At 64.7% G+C, this 24,482-nt stretch carries 23 protein-coding genes; 14 read left to right on the top strand and 9 right to left on the bottom strand.

Annotated features, from left to right (window positions below):
* Window positions 1–18: 18 nt before the first annotated feature.
* The 3 genes from EI171_RS36585 to EI171_RS36575 are packed head-to-tail and all read right to left on the bottom strand — an operon-like array spanning window position 19 to window position 2,418.
* Entirely contained in the window at window positions 19–213 is a 195-nt protein-coding gene (locus EI171_RS36585) for a DUF2783 domain-containing protein (RefSeq protein WP_011085116.1), read from the bottom strand.
* Window positions 210–1,847, bottom strand: a complete 1,638-nt coding sequence (locus EI171_RS36580) for an FAD-dependent oxidoreductase (protein WP_161536167.1) — start codon at window positions 1,845–1,847, stop codon at window positions 210–212. The genes EI171_RS36585 and EI171_RS36580 overlap by 4 nt, the downstream gene beginning before the upstream one ends.
* A gap of 28 nt (window positions 1,848–1,875) precedes the next feature.
* Window positions 1,876–2,418 (bottom strand): VOC family protein, encoded by a 543-nt coding sequence (locus tag EI171_RS36575; protein WP_011085118.1) that lies wholly within the window; start codon window positions 2,416–2,418, stop codon window positions 1,876–1,878.
* A 120-nt stretch (window positions 2,419–2,538) separates the two neighbouring features.
* On the opposite strand from EI171_RS36575, the gene EI171_RS36570 reads away from it, so the two are divergent.
* Window positions 2,539–3,027: a MarR family winged helix-turn-helix transcriptional regulator gene (locus EI171_RS36570; protein ID WP_161536166.1), complete on the top strand. Its 489-nt coding sequence runs from the start codon at window positions 2,539–2,541 to the stop codon at window positions 3,025–3,027.
* Between the two features lie 26 nt (window positions 3,028–3,053).
* Here EI171_RS36570 and EI171_RS36565 read toward each other — a convergent pair whose 3' ends face one another.
* Complete coding sequence (locus tag EI171_RS36565; RefSeq protein ID WP_161536165.1) at window positions 3,054–3,983, bottom strand: LysR family transcriptional regulator; 930 nt, start codon at window positions 3,981–3,983, stop codon at window positions 3,054–3,056.
* A gap of 97 nt (window positions 3,984–4,080) precedes the next feature.
* Between EI171_RS36565 and pcaH the strand changes: the two genes are divergently transcribed.
* Window positions 4,081–4,869, top strand: coding sequence for a protocatechuate 3,4-dioxygenase subunit beta (gene pcaH, locus EI171_RS36560; protein ID WP_161536164.1), 789 nt, complete (start codon window positions 4,081–4,083; stop codon window positions 4,867–4,869).
* A gap of 4 nt (window positions 4,870–4,873) precedes the next feature.
* A complete protein-coding gene (pcaG, locus tag EI171_RS36555) occupies window positions 4,874–5,500 on the top strand; it encodes a protocatechuate 3,4-dioxygenase subunit alpha (RefSeq protein WP_028174286.1) in 627 nt (208 codons plus the stop codon).
* Window positions 5,501–5,523: 23 nt separating this feature from the next.
* Here the strand turns inward: pcaG and EI171_RS36550 are convergent, their stop codons facing one another.
* Together EI171_RS36550 and EI171_RS36545 are read right to left on the bottom strand one after the other, a co-directional pair.
* Window positions 5,524–6,135, bottom strand: a complete 612-nt coding sequence (locus EI171_RS36550) for an NYN domain-containing protein (protein ID WP_161536163.1) — start codon at window positions 6,133–6,135, stop codon at window positions 5,524–5,526.
* 364 nt (window positions 6,136–6,499) lie between these two features.
* A complete protein-coding gene (locus EI171_RS36545) occupies window positions 6,500–7,405 on the bottom strand; it encodes a helix-turn-helix domain-containing protein (protein WP_011085124.1) in 906 nt (301 codons plus the stop codon).
* Window positions 7,406–7,455: 50 nt separating this feature from the next.
* On the opposite strand from EI171_RS36545, the gene pobA reads away from it, so the two are divergent.
* Window positions 7,456–8,628 carry a 4-hydroxybenzoate 3-monooxygenase gene (gene pobA / locus EI171_RS36540; protein ID WP_161536162.1) on the top strand — a complete coding sequence of 391 codons (1,173 nt, stop codon included), beginning with the start codon at window positions 7,456–7,458 and terminating at the stop codon, window positions 8,626–8,628.
* A gap of 209 nt (window positions 8,629–8,837) precedes the next feature.
* On the opposite strand, the gene EI171_RS36535 is transcribed toward pobA, so the two are convergent.
* The 3 genes from EI171_RS36535 to EI171_RS36525 form a co-directional block, all read right to left on the bottom strand.
* Window positions 8,838–10,988, bottom strand: a complete 2,151-nt coding sequence (locus tag EI171_RS36535) for a CHASE2 domain-containing protein (RefSeq protein WP_161536161.1) — start codon at window positions 10,986–10,988, stop codon at window positions 8,838–8,840.
* An 18-nt stretch (window positions 10,989–11,006) separates the two neighbouring features.
* Window positions 11,007–11,675, bottom strand: a complete 669-nt coding sequence (locus EI171_RS36530; protein WP_028174291.1) for a hypothetical protein — start codon at window positions 11,673–11,675, stop codon at window positions 11,007–11,009.
* Between the two features lie 186 nt (window positions 11,676–11,861).
* Entirely contained in the window at window positions 11,862–13,001 is a 1,140-nt protein-coding gene (locus EI171_RS36525; RefSeq protein ID WP_028174292.1) for an HD domain-containing phosphohydrolase, read from the bottom strand.
* 266 nt (window positions 13,002–13,267) lie between these two features.
* Here EI171_RS36525 and EI171_RS36520 point away from each other — a divergent pair, with 266 nt between their 5' ends.
* The 10 genes from EI171_RS36520 to EI171_RS36475 all read left to right on the top strand — a co-directional run bounded on the left by EI171_RS36520 (window position 13,268) and on the right by EI171_RS36475 (window position 24,447).
* A complete protein-coding gene (locus EI171_RS36520; protein ID WP_038966600.1) occupies window positions 13,268–13,591 on the top strand; it encodes a lipid asymmetry maintenance protein MlaB in 324 nt (107 codons plus the stop codon).
* Window positions 13,591–13,956, top strand: coding sequence for a response regulator (locus tag EI171_RS36515; RefSeq protein WP_008142319.1), 366 nt, complete (start codon window positions 13,591–13,593; stop codon window positions 13,954–13,956). Before EI171_RS36520 ends, EI171_RS36515 begins: the two co-directional genes overlap by 1 nt.
* Window positions 13,953–16,022, top strand: a complete 2,070-nt coding sequence (locus EI171_RS36510; protein WP_161536160.1) for a chemotaxis protein CheA — start codon at window positions 13,953–13,955, stop codon at window positions 16,020–16,022. Before EI171_RS36515 ends, EI171_RS36510 begins: the two co-directional genes overlap by 4 nt.
* A complete protein-coding gene (locus EI171_RS36505) occupies window positions 16,022–16,483 on the top strand; it encodes a chemotaxis protein CheW (protein ID WP_161536159.1) in 462 nt (153 codons plus the stop codon). Before EI171_RS36510 ends, EI171_RS36505 begins: the two co-directional genes overlap by 1 nt.
* Before the next feature lie 41 nt (window positions 16,484–16,524).
* Window positions 16,525–18,222 carry a methyl-accepting chemotaxis protein gene (locus EI171_RS36500; protein ID WP_011085132.1) on the top strand — a complete coding sequence of 566 codons (1,698 nt, stop codon included), beginning with the start codon at window positions 16,525–16,527 and terminating at the stop codon, window positions 18,220–18,222.
* A gap of 65 nt (window positions 18,223–18,287) precedes the next feature.
* The gene (locus EI171_RS36495) at window positions 18,288–18,764 is read left to right on the top strand and encodes a chemotaxis protein CheW (RefSeq protein ID WP_028174296.1); all 477 of its coding nucleotides are present in this window, start codon (window positions 18,288–18,290) and stop codon (window positions 18,762–18,764) included.
* 59 nt (window positions 18,765–18,823) lie between these two features.
* The gene (locus tag EI171_RS36490) at window positions 18,824–20,629 is read left to right on the top strand and encodes a methyl-accepting chemotaxis protein (RefSeq protein WP_011085134.1); all 1,806 of its coding nucleotides are present in this window, start codon (window positions 18,824–18,826) and stop codon (window positions 20,627–20,629) included.
* Between the two features lie 125 nt (window positions 20,630–20,754).
* Window positions 20,755–21,609: a protein-glutamate O-methyltransferase CheR gene (locus tag EI171_RS36485; RefSeq protein WP_011085135.1), complete on the top strand. Its 855-nt coding sequence runs from the start codon at window positions 20,755–20,757 to the stop codon at window positions 21,607–21,609.
* A 16-nt stretch (window positions 21,610–21,625) separates the two neighbouring features.
* The gene (locus tag EI171_RS36480) at window positions 21,626–22,717 is read left to right on the top strand and encodes a chemotaxis response regulator protein-glutamate methylesterase (protein ID WP_011085136.1); all 1,092 of its coding nucleotides are present in this window, start codon (window positions 21,626–21,628) and stop codon (window positions 22,715–22,717) included.
* A gap of 5 nt (window positions 22,718–22,722) precedes the next feature.
* Entirely contained in the window at window positions 22,723–24,447 is a 1,725-nt protein-coding gene (locus EI171_RS36475) for a chemotaxis protein (RefSeq protein WP_202633047.1), read from the top strand.
* Window positions 24,448–24,482: the final 35 nt, after the last annotated feature.

The following is a 24,482-nucleotide window of genomic DNA, read 5'->3' as shown; positions in this document are numbered from 1 at the left end:
GGCGGTGCGAAGACGCGTCTATCCGCGGCCGCTGCGCGCGCAGCTGATTGCCTCCGCGAGCACGTCGCGGTCGCCGATGTGATTGGCGAGCAGCAGGATCAGCCGAGCGTTCATGCGCAGCGCTTGCTCTTCGTTCAAATCCCGCTGGCTGCCGATCAGTTCGGCATAGAATCCGTCTGGATCGGCGATATTCGGTGAGCGGTTGAGCATCATGCCGCAATCTCCTTCTGCCGTACGGCGTCTTGAGCAGTAGCGCGCAACAGCGCCGCGGAGATCTTTCCTTCGTCGAAGCCGGCCCAGCGCGCGGCGACATATTGGTCGGGCCGGAAGAGGTATGTGGTGCCAGTCGACGTGCCGTAGCGACTCGCCAGAACACCCCTGGGATCATCAATGTCACGCCCGACACGGATGACCCGTGCCGCGATTGGCCCGACCTCGATCCGCTCGTTGTCCACCGCTTGGTCGAATGTCACGACGACGAAGCCCGCGCCAAGGCAGTTGAGAAACCAGTCGGGCTTGCCGCCAATCGTCACCGGAGCGTCCGCAGCGTTGGTGCCGGGCCGCATCTCGCCGTCGAGCAGGCTGTCGTCGAAGGTATTGAGGGGCGAGGTAACGTAAGGCGTTGGTGTCGACAGCCGGCCGCTGTTGACCAGTGGGCGCGCAAAGCCGTGATGCTGCGCGAGTTCGAGCACGGCGTCGCGGAAATGGCGGCTTACCTTGGTTTTTGGTGTGATGAAGTCGGTCGCTCGCGTCGAGTTCAGGATGTTGTCATCGGCGGCGTATGCGCGTTCGTCGTGATAGCTGTCGAGGAGCGCCTCCGGCGCCTCTCCACGCAATACCATAGCGAGCTTCCAGGCGAGATTGTCGATGTCCTGCACGCCGGTGTTGGCGCCGCGGGCACCGAACGGTGAGACCTGGTGTGCAGCATCGCCGGCAAACAGCACCCTGCCGTGGCGGAACTCGTCGATCCGCCGACAGGCGAACTGATAGATCGAGACCCATTCGAGCTCGAACTCCGTATCCTCGCCCAGCATCGCCTTGATGCGCGGGATGACCCGCTCCGGCCGCTTCTCCTCGTCGGGATCTGCGTCCCAGCCGAGCTGGAAGTCGATGCGCCATATGTCGTCGGCCTGCCGGTGCAGGAGCACGGACTGCGCGGGATGGAACGGCGGATCGAACCAGAACCAACGCTCGGTCGGGAAATCCGCCTTCATGGCGACGTCGGCGATCAGGAAGCGGTCCTCAAAGTACTGCCCCTTGAATTCGGCGCCTACCATCTTGCGCGTATCGGAATTGGCGCCGTCGCAGGCGATCACCCACTGCGCCTCCATAGTGAAGATGCCATCGGGCGTCTCCACCGCGAGCTCGGCATGATCGGCCGCCTGCTTGAGGCTGATCAGCCGGTGCTTCCAGCGTAGATCGATGAGTGGGCTGGCGCGGCACCTGGCGACCAGGATCTCCTCCAAATGATATTGCTGGAGGTTGATCATGGCGGGCCACTCGTGGTCGCTCTCGGGCAGGAGGTCGAACTGGTAGGAAAGCTCGTCGCGAAAGAATACCTTGCCGACGTTCCAGCTCACGCCGCGTTCGACCATAGGATCGGCGCAGTCGAGCCGGTTCCAGATCTCCAGCGGGCGCTTGGCATAGCAGACGGCGCGTGAGCCGATGCTGACGGTATCGTTGTCGTCGAGCAAAACAACCGGCTGGCCGCGCGCCGCGCAATCGAGGGCTGCGGTGAGCCCAACGGGACCTGCGCCGATGACGACGATCGGGTGCCGTTTGACGATGCCCTCGGCCTGTTCTTTCGAGCGCAAATAGCCGAACTTCGGATAGATGTAGTTCGTCATGTCCGGTTCCTCGCGAGTCGTGCCGAATTCAATGCGCGTCCTGAAACTCTTTCTCGTGCATCCAGGCGTTATGACGTGGCGGACGCTTGGTGCGTGACCATTCCTCGACCATCTCGTGCGCGACCGATTTCATGCGGTCGATCTGGTCCGGCGTGGCGGTCCAGGCCGCGATCTCGAGGCGGTGGCCGCTCGGATCGCGAAAGTAGATGGACTTGAAGATGGTGTGGTCGGTGACGCCGACGACGTCGAGGCCGGCAGCTTCCGCGCGCGCCCGGGCTTCCTCGAGCTCGGCGAGGTCCTTGACCTGAAAGGCGATGTGCTGGGTCCATTCCGGCGTGTTGGGATCGCGGCCCATGGGCGGCGAGTTCGGCAGCTCGAAGAAGGCGAGGATGTTGCCGTTCCCTGCATCGAGGAAAATGTGCATGTACGGATCGGGTGCCTTGGTGGAAGGCACGCGATCCTCGGCGATCGCGCCGAGAAGATCCATGTTCAAGACCTTCTTGTAGAACTCGACGGTTGCCTTGGCGTCGACGCAGCGATAGGCGACGTGATGGATCTTCTCGATTTTCATGGCGGCGTCACTCCCTTTGATGGTTGCGGAATTAGTATCAAATGTTACAATCTCCTGGGTTGATCTGGATCAATCTGCCCGGAAAACTTTTGCAGGAATGCAAGCCAGGGACTGAGCGGCATGGCGGGACGTTTGCGCGAAGCACGAAATAGGGCAGCGGGTCCGGCGCAGGATGCCGGCGCCGAGCTCGATCTGCAGCAGTATTTTCCGTATCGGCTGGCGCGTCTGGCCGAACAGGTGTCGCTGGCCGTGGCCGAAGTCTATTCGGAACGCTTTGCGCTGACGCGTCAGGAATGGCGTGTGCTTGCCATTCTTGGCGCGCGGACCCAGATTGCGACCAAGGAAATCGGGCCGCTCACCACGCTCGACAAGATGCAGGTCAGCCGCGCCGTCCAGGGACTGGAGACGCGCGGCATCGTCAGCCGAAAACATGCTTCTGATGACCGTCGCGAGCTGATCGTTTCGCTGACGTCAGCAGGCCGCGCGCTTTTCCGCAAGATCGTGCCGTTCGCGCTGGAACGGGAGACGAGGCTGCTTGCCGTACTGACTTCGGAGGAGGTCGAGGTTCTCGACCGCGCGATGCGCAAGCTGTCGGCGGAATTGACCTGAAGTTCGGACGTTCCCGATTCTGCCGTTCATGTTCCTGCGGCGGTCTCTGCTACCGTCTCGAGCTGGTTCCTGATCCAGCGATGGGCCGGGTCTTTCTGGTAGCGCTGGTGCCAGACCATGAACATCGGCAGCTCGGCCAGGGTCCGAGTGCCCGAGGCCAGCGGAATTCGGGCATGTGCGAAGCCCTGCATGACACCGGACGCGAGCAGGCTCGGCATGCTCGCGAGCATCTGCGTGCCGCGCAGGAACGACGGCACGCCTGAAAAGCTCGGCACGGAGATGGCGATGTCGCGGTGGAAGCCGTTGGCCGCCAGCCGGCGGTCGAAGTCGAGCCGCTCATTGTCGGTGTAGACCACGGTGATGTGGCGCGCTGCGAGATAGGCGCTGCGACCGGCGGGCGCGGTACGTGCCTTCGGGTCAAAGTAACAGACGTAGTGGTCGCTCAGCACGCGCTTCTGCACGATGTCGACGCCGGACGGCGGCAGCGGCGTGATCATGAGATCGCACCGGTTCTCGCGCAGCATCGCGGGTGAGGGTGACTGCGAGGGGATTACCCGCAGGTGCAGGCTCTTCACCTGTTCGCTGACATGGCCGAAGAAGCGCGGCAGCAACAGGTCGCGCTGGAAATCGTTGGCGGCGATCGTCAGCGAGAGCTGGGCCTGCGCCGGCTCGAAGCTGACGCCGCCGGCAAAGCTGCGCATCTCGTCGATCAGCGCACGCGCCTTCGCCGCGAGGGCCTGGGCGTGCGCGGTGGCGACGATGCCGCGGCCGGACTTGGCGAACAGCGGATCTCCAGCGATCCGCCGCAGCTTATTCAGGCTGTGGCTGACGGCGGATTGCGTCAGGCCGAGCCGCGTTGCCGCCGCCGTCACCGAGCCTTCTTCCAGCACGGCGAGGAACAATTCGAGGGCATGGCCGTCGAGGGCCAAATGATCGATTTTTTTCATGGAATTCATTATAATCGATCTATTTATCTTGAGAATAGGTGGCGGCATTATCGTTCAATAAGCCGCGCACCCGGACCCCGGGATGCCCTAGGGAGAGACAACGCCGATGAATGCCCAGGCGACAGCCTTGCAGGATCCCCGCCTCAACCGCCCCGAGCCGCTCACGCCGCCGCTCGGCGACGGCGGCTTCTTCCAGCGCGACCGTTCCATCCATCCGCCCGCGTATGCCCCGGGCTACAAATCCTCGGTGCTGCGCTCGCCGCGCCAGGCGCTGCTGTCACTGGAGAATTCGGTCTCGGAAATCACGGGACCGGTCTTCGGCCACAACGATCTCGGCCCGCTCGACAACGACCTGATCCGCAACTACGCCAAGGACGGCGATCCCGTCGGCGAGCGCATCATCGTCCACGGTCGCGTGCTGGACGAGACCGGCCGCGGCGTTCCGAACACGCTGGTCGAATTCTGGCAGGCCAATGCCGGCGGCCGCTACCGGCACAAGAAGGACACGTATCTGGCGCCGATCGATCCGAATTTCGGCGGCTGCGGCCGCGCGCTGACTGACGACACCGGCTATTATTATTTCCGCACCGTGAAGCCGGGTCCTTATCCCTGGCGCAACTTCGTCAACAGCTGGCGTCCCGCCCACATCCACTTCTCGGTGTTCGGCTCGGGCTTTGCGCAGCGGCTGATCACGCAGATGTATTTCGAGGGCGATCCCCTGATCCCGGTCTGCCCGATCCTGACGACGATTCCGGACAAGGATGCGCTCGATCGCCTGGTCGCGCCGCTCGACCTCAACGCCTCGACACCGTTCGACTCGCTCGCGTACCGCTTCGACATCGTCCTGCGCGGTCAGCGTTCCACCTATTTCGAAAATCGCACCGCGGGGAACTGAGCAAATGCCGCAGCCGCTCAACTATCTCAAGGAAACCGCCTCGCAGACCGCCGGCCCCTACGTCCACATCGGCCTGATCCCGGCCATGGCCGGCTTCGATATCTTCGAGAAGAACTTTTCCAACGTGCTGGTGACGCCGAACACCCGGGGCGAACGCATCACGCTGGAAGGCAAGGTGCTTGACGGCACCGGTACGCCGCTGCGCGACGTGCTGCTGGAAATCTGGCAGGCCAATGCGGCCGGCCGCTACAACCATCCGGCCGACCGCTCGGCCGGCGCGCTGGAGCAGGAGTTTCGCGGCTGGGGCCGCGCCGGCTCCGACTTCGACAGCGGGCTCGTGACCTTCGAGACCATCAAGCCCGGCGCCATCACCGACAAGGCAGGGCGCAAATGCGCGCCGCACGTCAATGTCTGGATCGTCGCGCGCGGCATCAATATCGGTCTCAACACGCGGCTCTATTTCTCGGATGAAGAGGCTGCCAACGCCGGAGACCCCGTGCTCAACCTGATCGAACAGCCGGCCCGGCGCAAGACGTTGATCGCAACGCGAAGCGAGCGCGCCGGCAAGGTCGTGTATTCCTTCACGATCAATTTGCAGGGGCCCGAGGAGACCGTGTTCTTCGACGTCTGAGAGTCGTGCGGCCTCCCGCAGGATCACTCCACCTGGTCGCCGCGATCGATCGCTACGCGCGCGAGGAATTGCGGTAACTGGCGCATCTCGCGCGATCCCGGCCGATTGGCCGGATCGCGCCCCACTTTTGGTTTCAGTTCTGCCAAATCAATGAATACGTCCGCCTGTCGGCGCAGGTCGTCGGCGACCATGGCTGGCTGAGTGGAGAGTGTGGAGACGACCGTCACGCGGACACCGCGGCGCTGCAGCGCTTCCACCAGCGAACGAAAATTGCCATCGCCCGAGAACAACACGATCTGATCGACGTGCTCGGCGAGCTCCATCGCATTTACGGCGAGGTCGACATCCATGCTGCCCTTCACCTTGCGGCGGCCGGTGATGGCGTCGACGAATTCCTTCGTGAACTTGGTGACGACGGTGTATCCGTTATAGTCGAGCCAATCGATCAAGGGGCGGATCGACGAATACTCCTGATCCTCGATGAGGGTCGTGTAGTAGAAGGCCCGCAACAGCGCACCTCGGCTTTGGAATTCGCCGAGCAGACGCCTGTAGTCGATGTCGAAGCCGAGCGCCTTGGAGGTGGCATGGAGATTGGAGCCATCGATAAAGAGTGCGATCTTCTCAATCGAAGACATTATGCGTAAATCTCCAGTTGCACGCGAAAGGCGGCCGATCCCACCGCCAGGGCGCGGTGTGTGTCGGCCGGAAAAACAATGAAGGCACCGATGGCTTGCCGAAAAAAAGCAGCGCAGACGACCGGACAGGGGCGGCCGTCTTGCGCCCAGGTTAGGGAGGATCCAATGCCACCAGCGCCAGGGCGCCGAATGCAGCCAGGCTAAGGCGCGCGCATTCCCTACTCAATTGTACTGAGGTAAAGGGCCTCTATCCAAAGGATAGGGCCCGATATACGAAGGTAAGTGGCAGCGCGGGCAACGAAGGCCATTGCGGTTCCCAGCGTGGCCTTCGACCTTGGGCGCGGCTGTTCGATCGGCTGATGTGTCAGCCTTCATCACCATGCAGCCGGGTGCGAAAGGCGCGCGGCGATAGCCCCGTGGCGGCGGCATAAACGCGGCTGAAATAGGCGGGGTCCTCGAAGCCGAGCGCGTAAGCGATCGTCGAGACCGGCAGGTTGGTGTAGACGAGGTTGCGCCGCGCCTCGCGGATCAGGCGGTTGAGGATCAGGTGCGAGGCGGTGTCGCCGGTCGCCGCCCGCGTCACCCGGTTGAGATGGGTCGGCGTGATCGACAGCGCGCCTGCGTAGTCCGCGACGCTCCAGCGTTCCAGATGATGCTGCTCGAGCAGCGCCTCGAAGCGGCGGAACAGGCCGGATTCGGCAGTGCCATTGCCACCGGTCTCGCTCGTGAGCGCGCGGGCCACCAGCCCGATCATGGCTGCCGACAAAGCGCGCAGCACATGTGCGCGGCCGAAATCGCGGGCGGCGTGTTCGGCGAAGATCTGCTTCATGGTGGCGCGGATCTGCGGGGTGCCGCGCACCACGCCTGATTGTGACAGGGCCCCGCGCAGGCCTTCGGCGGCGAGCAGCGCCTCGTCCAGAATCTCCGCCGCGATGGTCAGCACCCAGCCTTGGGTCTCAGGCACGAAGCGGAAGCCGTGGACGTGTCCGACGGGTACGTTGACGATCTGCATCGGCTTCAACGGCACCACGCGTCCGTCGAGCGTCGCCTCGCCGCCGCCGCGCTCGATCAGCAGGACCTGGTGCAGCCGGGCATGGCGGTGCACGGCCAGGGTCCAGTCGTGAAGTACGGAGCGGGACGCGATCGTCTCACAATGCACGACGTCGGGCAGGTCGCCGGACTCGCCGAACAGATTGTAGACGCGGATCGCGGGGGCAGGGGCGGCGCTTTTCATGTTCGAATAGTACAAGACAAAGACGAAACCCTCCATCGGTTTGCGCGGCTGAATCTGCAAAAAAGTGCCGACGGGAGGACGCGAAAATGAAAGTTCAGGTCTGTATCATCGGTGGCGGGCCGTCCGGGCTGCTCTTGTCCCAGCTCCTGCATCTGAAGGGCATCGACACGGTCGTGCTGGAGAAATACAGCCGCGACCACGTGCTGGCCCGGATCCGCGCCGGCGTGCTCGAGCACGGTTTTGCAAAACTGATGCGCGAGGCGCAATGCGGCGAGCGGATGGACCGCGAAGGCGAGATCCACCGGGGGTTCGAGATCGCCCATGACGGGGGGCTCTCCCACATCGATCTGCACAAGCACTCCGGCGGCAATTCGGTGCTGGTCTACGGCCAGACCGAGCTGACGCGCGACCTCTACGAGGCGCGCGACCGCCTTGGCGGCAAGGTCGTGCATAATGCCGAGGACGTGACGCCGCATGATCTCGCGTCGGACCGCCCCTACGTGACGTACCGCTCGAACGACGAGATCGTTCGCGTCGATTGCGACTACATCGTCGGCGCCGACGGCTTCCACGGCGTCAGCCGCAGGTCGATCCCAAAGGACGTGCTGCGCGAATACGAGAAGGTCTATCCGTTTGGCTGGCTCGGGGTGCTGTCGCGCACCAAGCCGGTCTCGTCCGAGCTGATCTATGTGAAGCACGAGCGCGGCTTTGCGCTGTGTTCCCTGCGTTCACAGGTGCTGAGCCGCTACTACATCCAGGTGCCGCTCACCGACAAGGTCGAGGACTGGTCGGACGACGCGTTCTGGGCCGAGCTGAAGCGCCGCCTGCCGGAAGAGGTCGCCGGCCGCTTGATCACGGGGCCCGCGATCGAAAAGAGCATCGCGCCATTGCGCAGCTTCGTCGCCGAACCGATGAGCTATGGCCGCCTGTTCCTCGCCGGCGATGCCGCCCACATCGTGCCGCCCACCGGCGCGCGCGGGCTGAACAGCGCCGCCTCCGACATCTACTATCTCTATCACGCCATGCTCGCACATTATCAGAGCGGCGATGATTCCGGCCTCGAAGGCTATTCCGCCAAGGCGCTGGCGCGGATCTGGAAGGCGCAGCGTTTCTCCTGGTGGATGACGATGCTGCTGCATCGCTTCCCCGATCGTCTCGACTATGAGGATCGTCTTCAGCAGACGGAGCTGGAATATCTGTTCTCGTCCGAGACGGCGCAGCGCCTGCTCGCGGAGAATTATGTGGGACTGCCGTTTTGAGCGAGATGATCGCGCAACACGCGATGCTGCCCTCCCTTCTCCCCTTGTGGGAGAAGGTGGCGCGAAGCGCCGGATGAGGGGTATGTCTCCGCGAATTCAAGTGAGAGTTGGATGCGCCGAGAGAAACCCCTCACCCGTCTCGCCGCCTTGCGGCGAGCCACCCTCTCCCGCAAGGGGAGAGGGGAAGCTAGCGCTCTCGGCTGACGCGGCTACTTCCCTTCGAGCGTGTTGACTGGTGTCCATTCCAGCGACGGTGGATTTGCGACAAGCGCTCTGGCGCGCTTTGCAAACATTGACGATGGCGGATCGACCTTGGCTAGCCGGTCGAACGCATCAACCGCCTTCGCGAACTCCCGTGCGCGCCAGCAGGCCAGTCCTTCCGCATACAACGCCGTCACCTTCTTCTGCTCGGCACTCTCCCCGTCTCTCTCCGCCAGCGGCTCGAACACCTTGATCGCCTCGCCGCGGCCCTGCACCCTGATTGCGTCGAGCTCGCGCCAGGCGAAGGCGTCACCTGTCTGCGCCACTGTCGCCTCCGAGGCCATGATCGCGGTGCCGTAATATTTGTTCGCACCCTCGAGCCGCGAGGCGACGTTCACGGTGTCGCTCATCACGGTGTAGTTGAAGCGGCGGCGGGAGCCGATATTGCCGACCACGGCTTCGCCGCTGTTGAGCCCGATGCGGTGCGACAGGCCGTGGCCCGCGAAGGCGGCGTTGTTGGCGTTGAGGTCCGCCAGCTTTTCGTGGCACTTCAGCGCCGCGCGGACGGCATTGCGCGCGTGGGCGGGATCGTCGGCCGGCGCGCCGAACATGGCGACGATGGAATCGCCGATATATTTGTCGACATAGCCGCCATGGCCTTCGATGATGTCGGTCATGGCGGAGAGATATTCGTTCATCAACGTGACCAGCTCGCCCGGCGTCATCGTCTCTGCGATCGAGGAGAACCCGCTGAGGTCGGAGAAGAACATAGTGACGTTGCGCATCTCGCCGCCGAGCGCCGGCATCTTGCCGGAGGCTACCATCGTCTCGATCACCTCGGGCGCGAGATAAAAGGCGAAGCTCTTGCGCAGAAAACGCTCGTCGCGATCGGCCAGCATGAAGCGGTAGCCGATCATCATCGCGAGCGCGGCGAGGCTCGCGAGCGCGGGTTCCGTCAAGGGCAGCGCCAGGGCATGCACGAACGCTCCGACGGCCACACCGGCGTAAACGGCGGTGAGGGCGAGCCAGGCGATCACCGCGCCGCCGGGTGCGAGCATGCAGGCCGCGCAGGCGATGATCGCCGCGAACGCAATCGTGAGGATGGTCCGCGCCGGAAAGCCGAGCTCGGTCACGGCATCGCGCTCGATCAGGTTTCGCACGACGGTGGCATGCACGAACACGCCGGCGATATCGCTGCGGGCCTTCTGCGCGGTACCCGCCGAGGCGGGCAGGGCGCAGCGCGGCGCGGGCGAGCCGTCATATCCGCCGGAAAGCCGCATCGAGGTGAGCTTGCGGTCCTCGAAATTGAGGACGGTGCCGAGCAGGACGACCTTGCCCTCGAAGGCGCGGCGGAAGAAATCGCGGTCGCCCTTCTCGACGCAGGCACGCAGGTTGGCGAAGGAATAGGCCGGGATGTCGCGGCCCATGCCGCGGAAGTTGAGCGTCAACGTGTTGGGGATCGCGCTCGGGATCGTGTAGCCGGACAGCTGCATCGCGCCGGATGGCTCGGTTCCGGGCGTCGTGCCGAGCGCGCGCGCGGCGAGTTCGATCGCCATCGCAGGGACCGGCTTGCCGTCGATGGCAAAGCTCAGCGGCATCCGCCGGATCACGTCGTCGATGTCGGTGTGAACGTTGAGGGCGCGGACATTGTTTTTCACCGCAAGTCGTTGTGCGGGGTAGGGCCTGTCCGGATGGTCGTTGCTCAGGATCTCGCCGAGCACCAGCTTGCCGCTGTCGGAGAGTTGCCGGAGTGCGATGAGGTAGTCCCGGTCAAAACCCTTCATGCGGCTGCCGAGTGGCGCGTCGCCGAAGGGAATCTCCGACTGCTCGATCGAGCTGGGAAAGATGACGTCGAAGCCGATCACCTTGGCGCCGCCCTCAGTGATGCTTCCGAGCACGCGGCCAATTTCGCGCGTCCAGGTCAGCGTCGGCGATCCCTTGAAGGGCGGAGTGTCGTAGGTCTCCCCGTCGATGGCCACGACGACGACCGGCGATGTCGCGGGATCGCGGCGGTCGCCGACCAGCTTGCCGCGCATCGCGGTGAGGATGTCGAGCGACAGGCCCTGCAGCGTCTGAAGCGGCGGAGACGTGAAGACCGCGCCCGCGAAGAGCGCAATCAGGATCGCTGCAACGATGTCCCGCCTTCCGATCCGCCGCATCGCCCCGTCGCAAGCCGCCTATTCGAGCCGCAGCAGGCGGCCGACGATCGGCGTCGGCGATGAGGTGGCGCTGGCGTCGACCTGGAAGGCATAGCGCTTGGCGCCGAGAATGGCGAGATAGCTGCCGCCGGGGGTCAGCGACTTCCCGGCCTTGGCAAAATCATAGAACTTGCCGCCGATCATGGCTTCGCTTTTGAGCGGCACGGTGATCGTGGGTTCCTTGCCGTCGGTGCGCTCGATCACCAGCGTGCTGCCGCTCTTGGCCTGCACCAGCGGTGCGACGCCGTAGATCGTCGGCAGCTTGGCCGGCGCGCCCTTGGCGTCCGAGCGCATGGTGCGGAAGGTGGTCGCGGCGCTCTGGTTGGCCTCTCGCTCGGACAGCTTCGCCGCGTTGGTGTCGCAGGGCACCTTGTCCCGCTTGACCTCGCCGAGCTGTACGGTGCTCTGCTCGGCGCCGACCAGCACGACGCCTTCGCTGATCGTCTCGCGCAGGCAGGATTTGAGATAGCTGAGCGTGACGCTCGCCTTCGGGCCGAGCTTGATGATCTTGCCCGGCGCCACATAGTCCATGAACGCGATGCCGTCGACCTTGCCCTGGACGTCCTCGACGATCGCGGCCGGGGTCTCCGCCAGGGCGGGGGTCGCCACACAGAGCGCGCCGACAACGGCGCCGATCAGGCTTCTCATGGGGATTCTCATTCAATTCTACCGATGCTCTACCGGTCCCGTCCTGGTTCGATGCTTAGCAGAGGAGCGCCCAGGCAAGTGTGACCGGAATCACTCTTGGACATTGGTGCACTCTATCAGGAACAGGTTCAAACCGGCGACCGGAGAAAACAGAGCCGCGGCAAGCTGTTGTCGGGATATGCGACCTCAGGCGGCCGGAACGGCCTGCGGCGAACGGTCTTCGGCCGTCCGGCCCTCGACGGCTCTCTCCATGACAGGGGCGAGCGTCGCCTCCGTCTTCTGAAATGGCGTCGCCTGCTGCCCGGCAGCGATCTCCATGACTTCGTTCCAGCGCGACAGAAAAGCCTCGACGCAGGCCGGGTCGAACTGCCGTCCCTGGTTCTCGACCAGGTAATTGCGCGCCGCCTCGAGCGGCATCGGCTCTTTATATGGCCGCCGCGTCGTCAGCGCGTCGAACACGTCGGCGACCGCGACCACGCGTGCGGCCACCGGGATCTCGTCCGTCTTGAGGCCGTTCGGATAGCCTGCGCCGTCCCAGCGCTCGTGGTGGCCTGCGGCAATTTGCGCACCGAGCTGGATCAGCTCGCAACTGGAGTCCGCCAGGATCCGTTCGCCGATCGTGGCGTGGGTGCGGATCACCGCCATCTCCTCGTCGGTCAGCCGGCCGGGCTTGAGCAGGATATTGTCGGGAATGGCGACCTTGCCGACGTCGTGCAGCGGTGCGGCGAGATAGATGTCGCGGCAGAGCCGGGCCGGCAGGCCGAGCTGCTCGGCGATGATGCGGCTGTAGCGGGCGACCCGCAGGGTGTGCTCGCCGGTGTCGTTGTCGCGGTATTCGACCGCGAGCGCGAGCCGCAGGATGATCTCTTCCTCGCGCTCGCCGAGCTTGCGTATCGCGGCCGCGACTTCACTGGCCAGATGCGCGGCGCGATCGTTGAGCTTGCGTACGGCTGCACCAAGCTGAATCAAATTCCGTAGACGCACCGTCATCTCGACGCTCTGCGGCTGCTTGGGCAGGAAATCGGTTGCACCGGCCTGCAGCGCTTCCATCTTCACGTCATCGGTCTGCCGCGACGTGATCATCGCGATAGGGATGTCGACGCAGCCGGGAAGGGTGCGGAGCGTGCGGATGAAGCTGATGCCGTCCATGTGCGGCATCTCGTAGTCGACCAGCACGAGGTCGAAGACGCGCTCCCGTGCGCAGGCCAGTGCCTGCACGGGATCGAGGAAGGTGGTGGCTTCGACCAGACCTTCGGCCTCGATGTGACGTTTCAGGAAGTTGAGGACGGAACGGCTGTCGTCAACCAGAAGCGCTTGGGTCAGCATCGGCGGCCGGGGCTCTCTTCGCTGGCAAGGGCACGAACCGACTGCATAACCCGAGCGAATTTAACGCGAAGCAAATGCGCCGTGCGTGCGCACGCGCTGCGATATGCGCGCCTCGCATGCGATTTCAGCAGGCTATGCACCGTTGCATGCAATTGCGCGAAGTCCTCGGGAATGTGACCCGTAGTTGTACGGACCTCTCCGTTAGGGGTTTGCTCACTTGATTCGCGTCAAACGTGTATCGGAATTTTGCAAGGGCGGGGGCAGCGATGGCGCTCAATCCGACGGAGCCGAAGTGGTCGTTGCGGTTACCCGCCGATTGCAGCATCGCGGCCATTCGCAGCGTCTATGACCTCATTCGCGAGGCGTTCGGCCGCGAGCAGCGGCTCGAGATCGATTGTTCGCGCGTCGACAAGGCCGACGTGACCTCGATCCAGCTTCTGCTGTCGACCGCCAAGACGGGCGAGGCCCAGGGCCGCCCGGTGGTGCTCACCGCATTCTCCCAATCTCTGCGCAACACCCTTCGCCGCGCCGGCTTCGCCAGCGAGGCGATGATCGAACAGCACTTCCCGCAAAAGAAAGATGGCACCTGATGGCCACGATTCTGACCGTCGACGATTCCCCCAGCATTCGGCAAATGATCAAGGTCGTGCTCGAGCCGGCCGGTCATAACGTGATCGAGGCCGGTGACGGTGCGCAAGGGCTCGCCAAGGCCCAGGCCGGCAAGCTCGACCTCGTGATCACCGACCTCAATATGCCGGTCATGAACGGGCTGGAGCTGATCCGGGCGCTGCGCAAGCTGCCGAGCGCGGTCGGCATGCCGATCGTGTTCCTGACCACCGAATCCAACGACACGGTGAAGCAGGAGGCCAAGAGCGCCGGCGCCACGGGCTGGATCACCAAGCCCTTCAAGCCGGAGCAGTTGCTCGCCGTCGTCGGCAAGCTGGTGCGCGCATGAGTGCAATGGACCCGACCGAGGTCTTTCGTCAGGAAGCCAGTGAGCTCTTCGAAGTTCTTGAAGGAGCCCTGCTCGATCTCGGCCTGCGTCCCGATGACCGCGAACTCGTCGATTCCGCCTTCCGCGCCCTGCATACGATCAAGGGCTCGGGCGCCATGTTCGGCTTCGACAAGGTCGCCTCCTTCACCCACGAATTCGAGACCGCGTTCGATCGCGTCCGCAAGGGCGAGATCAAGCCGACGCAGGAACTGATCTCGGTCGCGCTCGCCGCCAAGGACTATATCCGCGCCCTGATCGAGGATCCCCAGTCGACCGATGACGTCATCGGCGAAGGCATCCTCGACGACCTCAAGCGCTTTGTCTCGTCCGACCAGCCTGTTGTGCCGGTCGCCGGGATCGCGGAGGCGGCGGCGCCGGTCGAGAGCAAGCAGGCCGGCTGGCACCTGTATCTGGAATTCGAATCCCACATCCTGCGCAACGGCTCGAACCCGCTCGACCTCCTGGAAGACCTCTGCAAGCTCGGCCCCTGCTTCGTCGTGCCTGTTACCGACGGCATCCCGTTCCTCGACGAAATGGAGCCGGAGGATTGCTATCTGAAGTGGGACGTCAAGCTGCACGCGGCCTGCGACAAGGACGCGATCGACGACGTCTTCATGTTCGTCCAGGACGAGATGAAGCTGACCCTCTCGCCCTTGGAGCATGTCGAAGCGCCCGCGCCGATGCCGCTATTCCAGCTCATCGACGAGGAGCCGGCGCCTGAGGCCGAGATGCCTGCGCCGGTGGTCGAGGCTGCTGCCGCGCCGATCGCCGCTCAGCCCGCCGCAAAGGCGGAGCCCAAATCTGAACCGAAGCCGGAGCCGAAGGCCGAGGCCAAGCGCGACGATCGCGGCATCGCCACCGTCCGCGTCCAGGCCGAACGCCTCGACGAACTGATGGACCGGGTCGGCGAGCTCGTCATCGCCCAGGCGCGGCTGACCCAGCTCGCATCGTCCGGCTCCGACCTCTCGATCAAGATGATCGCCGAGGAAATCGAGCGCCTCGCGTCTTCCTTGCGCGACACCACGATGGGCGCGCGCATGGTGCCGATCGGCTCGCTGTTCGGCCGCTTCCGCCGCCTGATCCACGATCTGTCGCGCGATCTGTCGAAGCCGGTCGAATTCGTCACCACGGGCGAGGACACCGAACTCGACAAGACCATGATCGAGTGCCTGGCCGATCCGCTGGTGCACCTGATCCGCAACGCCATCGACCACGGCATCGAAGACACCGCAACGCGCGCCGCCAACGGCAAGACCGAGCAGGGCCGGATCGAGCTCGCCGCCGTTCATTCCGGCGCGCAGGTGCTCGTCACCGTGAAGGACAATGGCGGCGGCCTCAACACCGCGCGCATCCGTGCCAAGGCGGAAGAGCAGGGCCTGATTGCAGCCGGCGCCGTGCTGACCGATCACGAGATCCACCAGTTCCTGTTCCACCCGGGCTTCTCGACCGCACAGACCATCTCGGCGCTGTCCGGACGCGGCGTCGGCATGGACGTGGTCAAGCGCACCATCGAGAACATGCGCGGCACCATCGACCTGTCGACCAAGCCGGGCCAGGGCACCACCGTGACGCTGCGCCTGCCCTTGACGCTCGCGATCATCGAAGGCCTCCTGATCCGCGTCGGCGAAGGCCGCTACATCATTCCGCTGTCGGCGGTGGAGGAATGCGTCGAGCTGACGGCCGAGGACGAGCGCTCGCGCGGCCGCAATTTCCTCAACGTCCGCGGCAACCTCGTTCCGTTCCTGCGCCTGCGCGAGATCATGTCGTCGTCGGGGGCGCCCGACAGGCACCAGAAGACGATCATCATCTCGACCGGTGAAAGCCGCGTCGGTCTCGTCGCCGACCAGATCATCGGCAACCACCAGACCGTGATCAAGTCGCTCTCCAAGCTGCATTCGGATGTCACGATCTTCTCGGGCGCGACCATCCTGGGTGACGGCACGGCGGCGCTGATCCTCGACGTCGCGCAGCTCGTCGCGCTGGCGCAGTCGAAGGTCGAGAAGCAGCACATCAGCGAGGCGGCGTGATGAACGAGACTTTGGCCGGCGAGCATCAGGCCGACGCGATGCAGGTCGTGATGATCGGCCTCGGCGAGGAGAAGTTCGCGCTCGACGCGGGCCTCGTGCGCGAGATCATCGATCCCGTGCCGGTGACCAGGGTCGCCGGCGCACGGGCTTTCGTTCCCAGCGTGATCAACGTACGCGGCAACGTCATTCCGCTCGCGGACCTGCGCATCCGCTTCGGCATGCCGCAGCTCGACAACTCGGCCGACACGCGCATCGTCGTCATCGAGCTGGAGCTCGACGGCGAGCCCGTCCTGGTCGGCGTCACCGCCGACAAGGTCTATGAGGTCACGGAGATCTCGCAGACCGACGTGCAGCAGACGCCGCGCGTCGGCATGCACTGGAAGCCGGAGTTCATTCGCTTCATCGCCAAATGGCGTGAAGAGTTCGTCATCGTTCCCAACATGGAACGCATTCTGAATTGAAATGAGTCCCAGGGGTGGGACTTGAGGTCTAGGGGCTGGAAATGAGATTTACGGTCAAAGCGAAGCTGGCCAGCGCATTCGGCCTGGTCATTGTCCTGTCCATGGTCGCCGGCGGTGTCGCGTACATGAAGCTCGGCGACATGATGGCCACTGCTGACAGCATGGTCCTGCGCGCGACCCGGATGGAGAAGGCGACGCAAATCGAAAAGGATATCCTGCTTCAGCTGCGGGCGGAGAAGAATTCAATTCTCGGAGCGGAAGCCCAGGCCGAACAGTTTGCCGCCGATGCCGCCAAGATTCGTGACCAGGCGCTGAAGACCAAGGACGAGGTCTACGCGTTGGCGAGCGAAGCCGGCAGGAAGCTGCTCGACAGCTTCGCTGTGACATACGCCAAGATGAATGTGTATCAGGAAGAGACGTTCAGACTGGCCAAGACCGACAAGGCAAAGGCGACCGAACGCTCCATGGGCGACGGTCGCAAGGTCGTCGCGGACGCGATGGAAGCCATGAGCGCCTATGTCGGCAACACGAAAAAGCAGATGGCGGAGCAGGCGGTCCAATCCAAGGAGGAAGGCCACCAGGCGCAGTTCGTGCTGATGACGCTGCTCGGCATTTCGCTGGCGATTGCGATCGGGGCTGCGCTCTGGATTTCCATCTCGATCAGCCGTTCGCTGGGCCGCGCCGTTGGCCTTGCCGGCGCGGTTGCGGAGGGCGATCTCAGCCAGACCATCCCGTCCGCCAGCAACGATGAGATTGGCGACCTCGTCAGGTCCCTGAACGTGATGGTCGAGAAGCTCCGGCAGATCGTCGCGGAGGCGTTGACCGCCGCGCAGAACGTCTCGGCCGGCAGCCAAGAGCTCTCCGCCAGCGCCGAGCAGCTCTCGCAGGGCGCGACCGAGCAGGCCTCGTCCGCCGAGGAAGCTTCTTCCTCGATGGAGGAGATGGCCTCGAACGTGAAGCAGAACGCCGACAACGCCAACCAGACCGAGAAGATTGCCGCGCAGTCCGCCAAGGATGCGGAATCCAGCGGCGCGGCCGTCGGTCGTGCGGTTAACGCGATGCAGACGATCGCTGAGAAGATCACCATCGTGCAGGAGATCGCACGGCAGACCGATCTGCTGGCGCTCAACGCCGCGGTCGAGGCCGCGCGGGCCGGCGAACACGGCAAGGGCTTTGCGGTGGTCGCTTCCGAGGTCCGCAAGCTCGCCGAGCGCAGTCAGGCGGCCGCGGCCGAAATCGGCACGCTGTCCACGGAGACGGTGAAGGTCGCCCGGGAGGCCGGCGACATGCTGTCCAAGCTCGTGCCCGACATCAAGAAGACGGCTGAGCTGGTCCAGGAGATCACCGCCGCTTGCCGTGAACAGGACGTCGGTTCGGCCCAGATCAACCAGGCGATCCAGCAGCTCGACAAGGTCGGCCAGCAGAACGCCAGCGCCTCCGAGCAGGTCTCCTCGACCTCGGAGGAGCTCGCTTCGCAGGCCGAGCAGCTCCAGTCCACAATCTCGTTCTTCCGCATCGACCATGCCGGCCGCGGCGAGAGCGCGGCGCCGGCGCCGATCGATCGTGCCGTTACCCAGCTCCGCGCCAAGGCGGCGCACATGGCTGCGGCGGATCGCGGCGTGAAGAAGCCCGCGCCTGTCCGCAAACCCGCACGTGCGATGAAGGTCGCCGGCAGTGGCGGCTTCGCGTTCGACATGCACGACGGCGAAGACGACCGCGACGCCGAATTCCAACGTTGATCAGGCGGTCCGGCCTCGTGCCGGATCGTGCTCATTCGCAAACCCCGGGACCCCTGGACTGCAGCATGGCCGCAACCTCGCAATATCTGACGCTCGGACTCGCCGGCGAGACGTTCGGCATCAGCATCCGCAACGTCCGCGAAATTCTCGACATGCGTCCGATCTCGCGGCTGCCGCATGCGCCGAACTTCCTGCTCGGCATGATCGACGTGCGCGGCAGCGGCTATCCGATCGTGGACCTCCGGACCAAGCTCGGCCTGCCGAGCGTGGCGACGACCGAGGCGACCCGCATCATCATCCTCGACGTGCCGATGAAGGACCGTCTGGTCGGTGTCGGCTTCGTCGCCGATTGCGTGTTCGAGGTCACCGACATCGACGAGCAGGCGATCGAGCCCATCCCCGAGGTCGGTGGCAAATGGCAATCCGACTACGCCGCCGGCATCGGCCGCAAGGGCGAGAAATTCGTCGTGATCTTCGATCTCGCCAAGCTGATGGCGCATGACGAGATCCCGGAAGGGCGCGATGCGCCCCGCGCCGCCTGAGTTTGCAAGAGTAAGCATGGTCAAGCGTATGCCCCCCAATTCGAACCAACGAGATTGACATGAGATTTACCGTCAAAGCCAAGCTTGCCAGCGCCTTCGGCGTCGTCATCCTGCTCTCCATGATCGCCGGCGCGGTCGGCTATGTGAAGCTGTCGGACATGGTCGGCACCACCGAGACTCTGGTTAGCCGCGCGGGCCGCATGGAAAAGGCCGCGGAACTCAAGGAAGGCATCCTGTTTCTGGTGCGCGCCGAAAAGAACTCGATCCTCGCGGCGACCGATGCTGAATACGATCAGTTCGTAGCCGACCTCGCCAAGAATCGCGAAGCGCTCGTCAAGTCCAAGGACGAGATCCACGCCGCCGCCAGCGAAGGCGGCAAGAAACTGATGGAGAGCTTCTCCACGGCGTTTGCCAAGCTGAGCGCCTATCAGGATGAGACGGTCAGGCTCGCGAAGTCCGACAAGCCGAAGGCCCTGGACCGGTCCATGCATGACGGCCGCAAGGTCGTCGCGGACGCGCTGGAAGCAGCCGACGGCTACATCAAGAACGTCAAGAAGAACATGGCGGAGCAGGCCGAGCAGTCCAAGCAGGACGGCGCCCGCGCCGAAATGCTGCTGATGAGCCTGGTCATTGCCTCGCTCCTGATCGCCGCTGTTGCCGCCACCTGGATCGCCCTCAACATCAGCCGCGCGCTGGCACAGGCCGTCGGCCTCGCCGACGCGGTGGCGATCGGCGATCTCAGCCGTAAGATCGAGTCGTCCAGCAATGACGAGATCGGCGATCTCATCAAATCGCTGAATGCGATGACCGTGAACCTGAACGCCACTGCGGCCGTCGCCAACGAGATTGCGCAGGGCAATCTCATGGTTGAGGCCAAGCCGCAGTCGGACAAGGACACGCTGGGCCTTGCCCTCGAGCGCATGGTGGAAAAGCTCCGCCAGATCGTGTCGGAAGCTCTGACGGCGGCGCAGAACGTCTCTGCCGGCAGTCAGGAGCTTTCCGCGAGCGCCGAGCAGCTTTCGCAGGGCGCGACCGAGCAGGCCTCGTCCGCCGAGGAAGCCTCGTCCTCGATGGAGGAGATGGCCTCGAACGTGAAGCAGAACGCCGACAACGCCAACCAGACCGAGAAGATCGCCGCGCAGTCGGCCAAGGACGCGGAGGCCAGCGGCGCGGCCGTCGGACGCGCCGTCAACGCGATGCAGACCATCGCCGAGAAGATTACCATCGTGCAGGAGATCGCGCGCCAGACCGACCTGCTCGCGCTGAACGCGGCGGTCGAAGCCGCGCGCGCCGGCGAGCACGGCAAGGGCTTTGCAGTCGTCGCTTCCGAAGTGCGCAAGCTTGCCGAGCGCAGCCAGGCTGCGGCGGCCGAGATCGGCACGCTCTCGACTGAAACAGTCAAGGTCGCGCAGGAAGCCGGCAATATGCTTGCCAAGCTCGTCCCTGATATCAAGAAGACCGCCGAGCTGGTCGAGGAGATCACCGCGGCCTGCCGCGAGCAGGACGTCGGTTCGGCCCAGATCAACCAGGCGATCCAGCAGCTCGACAAGGTCGGCCAGCAGAACGCCAGCGCTTCCGAGCAGGTGTCCTCGACCTCGGAGGAGCTCGCCTCGCAGGCCGAGCAGCTCCAGTCCACTATCGCTTATTTCCGCATCGAGCAGGGTGGAAAGGGCCGCGCGGCCGCACCGATCGACCGGGCGGTCAATCAGTTGCGCGCCAAGGCGGCCACCATGGCGGCCGTCGAGCGCCCGGCCAGGAAGCCGCCGGCCAAGCCCGCGCGTGCCATGAAGGTTGCGGGCGGCGGTGGCTTCGCCTTCGACATGAACGACGGCGAGGACGATCGGGACGCCGATTTCCAGCGCTAAGGCTCTCTGAGGGATCGGCCCCCACCGGGGGCCGATCTGTGATTGCGTAAACGTGTAGGATTCAAGATGGCCCGGGTGGCCCGACATTCAGTGCAGGCGGCCATCTCGGACCGGGGCCGGCGACCATGATGCCCGCCGTGCAGGACATGGCCGTGCATCTGTCGGACCGCCACTTCCGGACCATTGCCGAATTGATCGAGGGCCAGGTCGGCATCAAGCTGCCGCAAGGCAAGCGGCTGATGCTGGAGGGGCGGCTGCACAAGCGCGTGCGCGCGCTGAACTTCTCCGACCTCAACGAATATGTCGACAACCTGTTCGGGGCGGAGCATTTCGACACCGAGCTCACCCATTTGATCGATGTGGTGACGACCAACAAGACCGACTTCTTCCGCGAGCCCCAGCACTTCACTTTCATGCGGGACGTCGCAATCCCGGCCCTGCTCAAATTGCATGGACGGAAGAACGCGAACCTGAAGATCTGGAGCTCGGCGAGCTCCACCGGCATGGAAGCCTACACGACCGCGATGGTGCTGGACGACATGACGCGGAACGGCTCGCGGTTTCAGTACCGCATCCTCGGGACCGACATCTCGACCGCGGTGCTGCGCCTTGCCAAGACCGCGATCTACACCCGCGACGTTCTCGCGCCGGTGCCGGAGCCCTTCGTGAAGCGATACTTCCTGTCGTCGCGGGACAAGTCGCGCGGCGAGGTGCGGGTGGTGCCGGAATTGCGGCGCATGACGCATTTCATGCGGATGAACCTCATGGATGCGTCCTATCCCGTCGACCGCGACGTCGACATCATCTTTTGCCGCAACGTCCTGATTTATTTCGAGCGCGAGACGCAGCGCAAGGTGATCGAGCAATTGTGCAGCCATTTGCGGCCCGGCGGCTATCTGCTGGTCGGACATTCGGAATCGATGATTCACAGTGCAGTGCCGGGTTTGAAGCAAGTTCAGCCAACCATCTTCAAGGTCTAGCCGGAGCACAACCAGAATGCCGAGGGAGAAAGTTCGCGTGCTGATCGTGGACGATTCGGCGTCGGTGCGCCAAATCCTTCAGACGATCCTCAATGACGATCCGGACATCGAGGTGATGGGGACCGCGTCCGACCCGTTCGCAGCCGCGCGCCGCCTCCAGAACGAGATCCCCGACGTCATGATCCTCGACATCGAGATGCCGCGCATGGACGGCATGACGTTCCTGCGCAAGATCATGGCGCAACGTCCGATCCCGGTGATCATCTGCTCCTCGCTGACCGAAGAAGGCTCGAACGTGATGTTCGAGGCGTTCGAGGCGGGCGCGGTCGACATCGTGCCGAAGCCGAAGATCGACACGCGGCAGGCGCTGCTCGAATGCTCCACGCGGCTGCGCGAGGCCGTCAAGTCGGCGGCGCGCGCCCGCGTGCGCCCGCGTGCGGAGCGCCGGGTGGTCGAGAAGAAGCTGACGGCCGACGCCATCATCCCGCCGCCGGTGCAGGGCAAGGTCCGGCCGACGACGGAGCGCATCGTGTGCATCGGCGCATCGACGGGCGGCACCGAGGCGCTCAACGACGTCCTCGAGATGCTGCCGCCGCACTGCCCTCCGCTTCTCATCGTCCAGCACATGCCGGCGGGGTTCACCGCGGCGTTTGCCAGACGTCTCGACAGCGTCTGCCAGATCCGGGTCAAGGAGGCCGAGGACGGCGAGCCGGTGCTGCCGGGCAGCGCCTATATTGCCCCGGGCGCCCGTCACATGCTGCTTCAGCGTATCGGGCTGCGCTACCAGATTGCGATCAAGGACGGTCCGCCGGTGTCGCGGCATCGCCCCTCAGTCGACGTGCTGTTCCGCTCGGCGGCCCAGCACGCCGGCGCCAACGCGCTCGGCGTCATCATGACCGGCATGGGCGACGATGGCGCGCGCGGAATGCTGGAGATGCGCAAGCTCGGCGCCTCGACGCGAGCACAGGATGAAGACAGCTGCGTGGTGTTCGGCATGCCCAAGGAAGCCATCGCCCATGGCGGGGTCGAGAAGGTCGTGCCGCTGCACCATATTCCGCGCGAGATCATGCTCTGGTATCAGGCCGGGCACGTCGCGGTGGCAGGTTGATTGCAATGTCCGCCATTCCGGCCACCACGCTCACTGAAGCGGCCGCGGCGATCGAGGATGTCTCGTCGCGCATCGAGGATGTCTTTGCGCGCGTCGGTCGGGAGCTCGGTCGCGGCCACATCATCTTCAAGGAGCTGAACCAGGGCCTCGCCACGCTCTCCGAGGAGCTCTCCGGCGCCGAGATCGAGGGCGCCGCGACCGCGCTGCAGGAGATCGCCGCGCGGCTCAGCGAGCTGGCGCAGACGCTGCCGGCCGAGAGCGCACTGCTTGCGACGATCGGCAAGAGTACGGAGGAGGCGTCCTCGCTGCTCAAACCGCTGTTCAAGCACATCGGAATGATCACCATCATCGCGCGCAGCGCGCGGATCGAGGCGGCTTCGCTCGATGGCGACCGTGAAGGCTTTCTCGCCTTTACGCAGGAAGCCTACGATCTCGGCAAGGCCGTGCAGCGCTCGATCGAGGGCTGCGCACGGGACCAGCAACGTCTGTCGGAAGCCGTTGCCACCGCCTCCGGCCGGCAGAAGGAGTTCGAGAGCCGTTACGGGAACCAGCTGGTCTCGGAGAGCGCCGAGCTCGGCAAGGCCTATGGCGGATTGCGCGACCAGCGCAGCAAGAGCAGCCATGTCGCCGATCTCGCCAGCGCCAGCACCAGGAAGATCGCCGAGGCGGTCGGCAGCGCGATCATTTCCTTGCAGGCCGGCGACAGTACGCGCCAGCGTCTCGAGCATGTCTGTCACGGTCTCGGTCTTGCGTCAGGACCTTCACCAAGCCTCGTTCCCGAACCCGTCACGAGCGATGACGGCGCGCGCGCCATCTGCCTGTTGCAGGCCGCCCAGCTGAGGGACGCCCAGCGCGAGTTCGGTGGCGACATCGGCCAGATCGTTCGCGCGCTGGCGGCTATCTTGAATGATGCGGCCAGCGTCGTCGGCCACGGCCGCACCCTGTTCGGCGGTGAGGATGGCGGCTCGTCGTCGTTCCTGACGCGCATCAAGCAGATATTGGCGCATGCCTCGACCCTGATCGCCACCTGCGAGGGCGCCGGCCGTGCGGTCGATGACGCGCTGGCCATTGTCGAGGATACGCTGGCGAAATTTCGCCAGGCGATCGCCGGGCTCGCCGATGCGACCGTCGACATCACCCTGATCGGGATGAATGCCGGTCTCAAGGCAAGCCATCTCGGCAGCCGCGGCAGCGCCTTCGTCGTGATCGCCAACGAGCTCAAGGCGACTGCGGACCAGGTTTCGGCGGGGGCGGGGCGCCTCCGGCCCGTGCTCGACGGCATCGAGCGCTCGGCCAAGGCACTGAAGGAGCTTCGCGTGCAGGGCGATCCCACGCAGCTTGCCAACCTCGAGCCGCAGATCCTCCAGGCGCTGCGCGAGGTCGAGGCCGGCAACGAACGGCTCGACAAGCTGATGAGCCGGCTCGTCGACGAGGGAGCGGAATTCGAGAGCCTGATGAATTCGGCGCAAGGCCTGATGAGCAAGCTCGGCGAAAGCTCCGCGACTTTGCCTGCGGTGGCCGCGCGCCTCGAGACGAGTGCGGTCGCCCGGCGGCCGCAACCGGGTGCGCAGGACGAGGCCATGCTCGACGATCTCTTCGCGCGCTACACGATGGAGCGCGAGCGGGACGTCCACCGGGAGTTCCTGCAAACGCTCGGGCTTGCGTCGGTCGCCGCCACGCGGCGCGTCGAGGCGGTCGACACCGCCGACGACGGCATAGAATTGTTTTGACGTCGGTGCCGTCGCGTCGCGCGCCGGCGGCAATT

It is taken from the genome of Bradyrhizobium sp. LCT2 (assembly GCF_009931255.1).
Lineage (GTDB): Bacteria > Pseudomonadota > Alphaproteobacteria > Rhizobiales > Xanthobacteraceae > Bradyrhizobium > Bradyrhizobium diazoefficiens.
The sequence above is the reverse complement of the archived record's forward strand: the minus strand, read 5'-3'. Positions and strand labels throughout refer to the sequence as shown.

Excerpts from the sequence above, each read along its gene's own strand:
- EI171_RS36585 (WP_011085116.1), bottom strand. The coding sequence starts at position 213 with ATGATGCTCAACCGCTCACCGAATATCGCCGATCCAGACGGATTCTAT.
- EI171_RS36580 (WP_161536167.1), bottom strand. The coding sequence starts at position 1,847 with ATGACGAACTACATCTATCCGAAGTTCGGCTATTTGCGCTCGAAAGAA.
- EI171_RS36575 (WP_011085118.1), bottom strand. The coding sequence starts at position 2,418 with ATGAAAATCGAGAAGATCCATCACGTCGCCTATCGCTGCGTCGACGCC.
- EI171_RS36570 (WP_161536166.1), top strand. The coding sequence starts at position 2,539 with ATGGCGGGACGTTTGCGCGAAGCACGAAATAGGGCAGCGGGTCCGGCG.
- EI171_RS36565 (WP_161536165.1), bottom strand. The coding sequence starts at position 3,983 with ATGAATTCCATGAAAAAAATCGATCATTTGGCCCTCGACGGCCATGCC.
- pcaH (WP_161536164.1), top strand. The coding sequence starts at position 4,081 with ATGAATGCCCAGGCGACAGCCTTGCAGGATCCCCGCCTCAACCGCCCC.
- pcaG (WP_028174286.1), top strand. The coding sequence starts at position 4,874 with ATGCCGCAGCCGCTCAACTATCTCAAGGAAACCGCCTCGCAGACCGCC.
- EI171_RS36550 (WP_161536163.1), bottom strand. The coding sequence starts at position 6,135 with ATGTCTTCGATTGAGAAGATCGCACTCTTTATCGATGGCTCCAATCTC.
- EI171_RS36545 (WP_011085124.1), bottom strand. The coding sequence starts at position 7,405 with ATGGAGGGTTTCGTCTTTGTCTTGTACTATTCGAACATGAAAAGCGCC.
- pobA (WP_161536162.1), top strand. The coding sequence starts at position 7,456 with ATGAAAGTTCAGGTCTGTATCATCGGTGGCGGGCCGTCCGGGCTGCTC.
- EI171_RS36535 (WP_161536161.1), bottom strand. The coding sequence starts at position 10,988 with ATGCGGCGGATCGGAAGGCGGGACATCGTTGCAGCGATCCTGATTGCG.
- EI171_RS36530 (WP_028174291.1), bottom strand. The coding sequence starts at position 11,675 with ATGAGAAGCCTGATCGGCGCCGTTGTCGGCGCGCTCTGTGTGGCGACC.
- EI171_RS36525 (WP_028174292.1), bottom strand. The coding sequence starts at position 13,001 with ATGCTGACCCAAGCGCTTCTGGTTGACGACAGCCGTTCCGTCCTCAAC.
- EI171_RS36520 (WP_038966600.1), top strand. The coding sequence starts at position 13,268 with ATGGCGCTCAATCCGACGGAGCCGAAGTGGTCGTTGCGGTTACCCGCC.
- EI171_RS36515 (WP_008142319.1), top strand. The coding sequence starts at position 13,591 with ATGGCCACGATTCTGACCGTCGACGATTCCCCCAGCATTCGGCAAATG.
- EI171_RS36510 (WP_161536160.1), top strand. The coding sequence starts at position 13,953 with ATGAGTGCAATGGACCCGACCGAGGTCTTTCGTCAGGAAGCCAGTGAG.
- EI171_RS36505 (WP_161536159.1), top strand. The coding sequence starts at position 16,022 with ATGAACGAGACTTTGGCCGGCGAGCATCAGGCCGACGCGATGCAGGTC.
- EI171_RS36500 (WP_011085132.1), top strand. The coding sequence starts at position 16,525 with ATGAGATTTACGGTCAAAGCGAAGCTGGCCAGCGCATTCGGCCTGGTC.
- EI171_RS36495 (WP_028174296.1), top strand. The coding sequence starts at position 18,288 with ATGGCCGCAACCTCGCAATATCTGACGCTCGGACTCGCCGGCGAGACG.
- EI171_RS36490 (WP_011085134.1), top strand. The coding sequence starts at position 18,824 with ATGAGATTTACCGTCAAAGCCAAGCTTGCCAGCGCCTTCGGCGTCGTC.
- EI171_RS36485 (WP_011085135.1), top strand. The coding sequence starts at position 20,755 with ATGATGCCCGCCGTGCAGGACATGGCCGTGCATCTGTCGGACCGCCAC.
- EI171_RS36480 (WP_011085136.1), top strand. The coding sequence starts at position 21,626 with ATGCCGAGGGAGAAAGTTCGCGTGCTGATCGTGGACGATTCGGCGTCG.
- EI171_RS36475 (WP_202633047.1), top strand. The coding sequence starts at position 22,723 with ATGTCCGCCATTCCGGCCACCACGCTCACTGAAGCGGCCGCGGCGATC.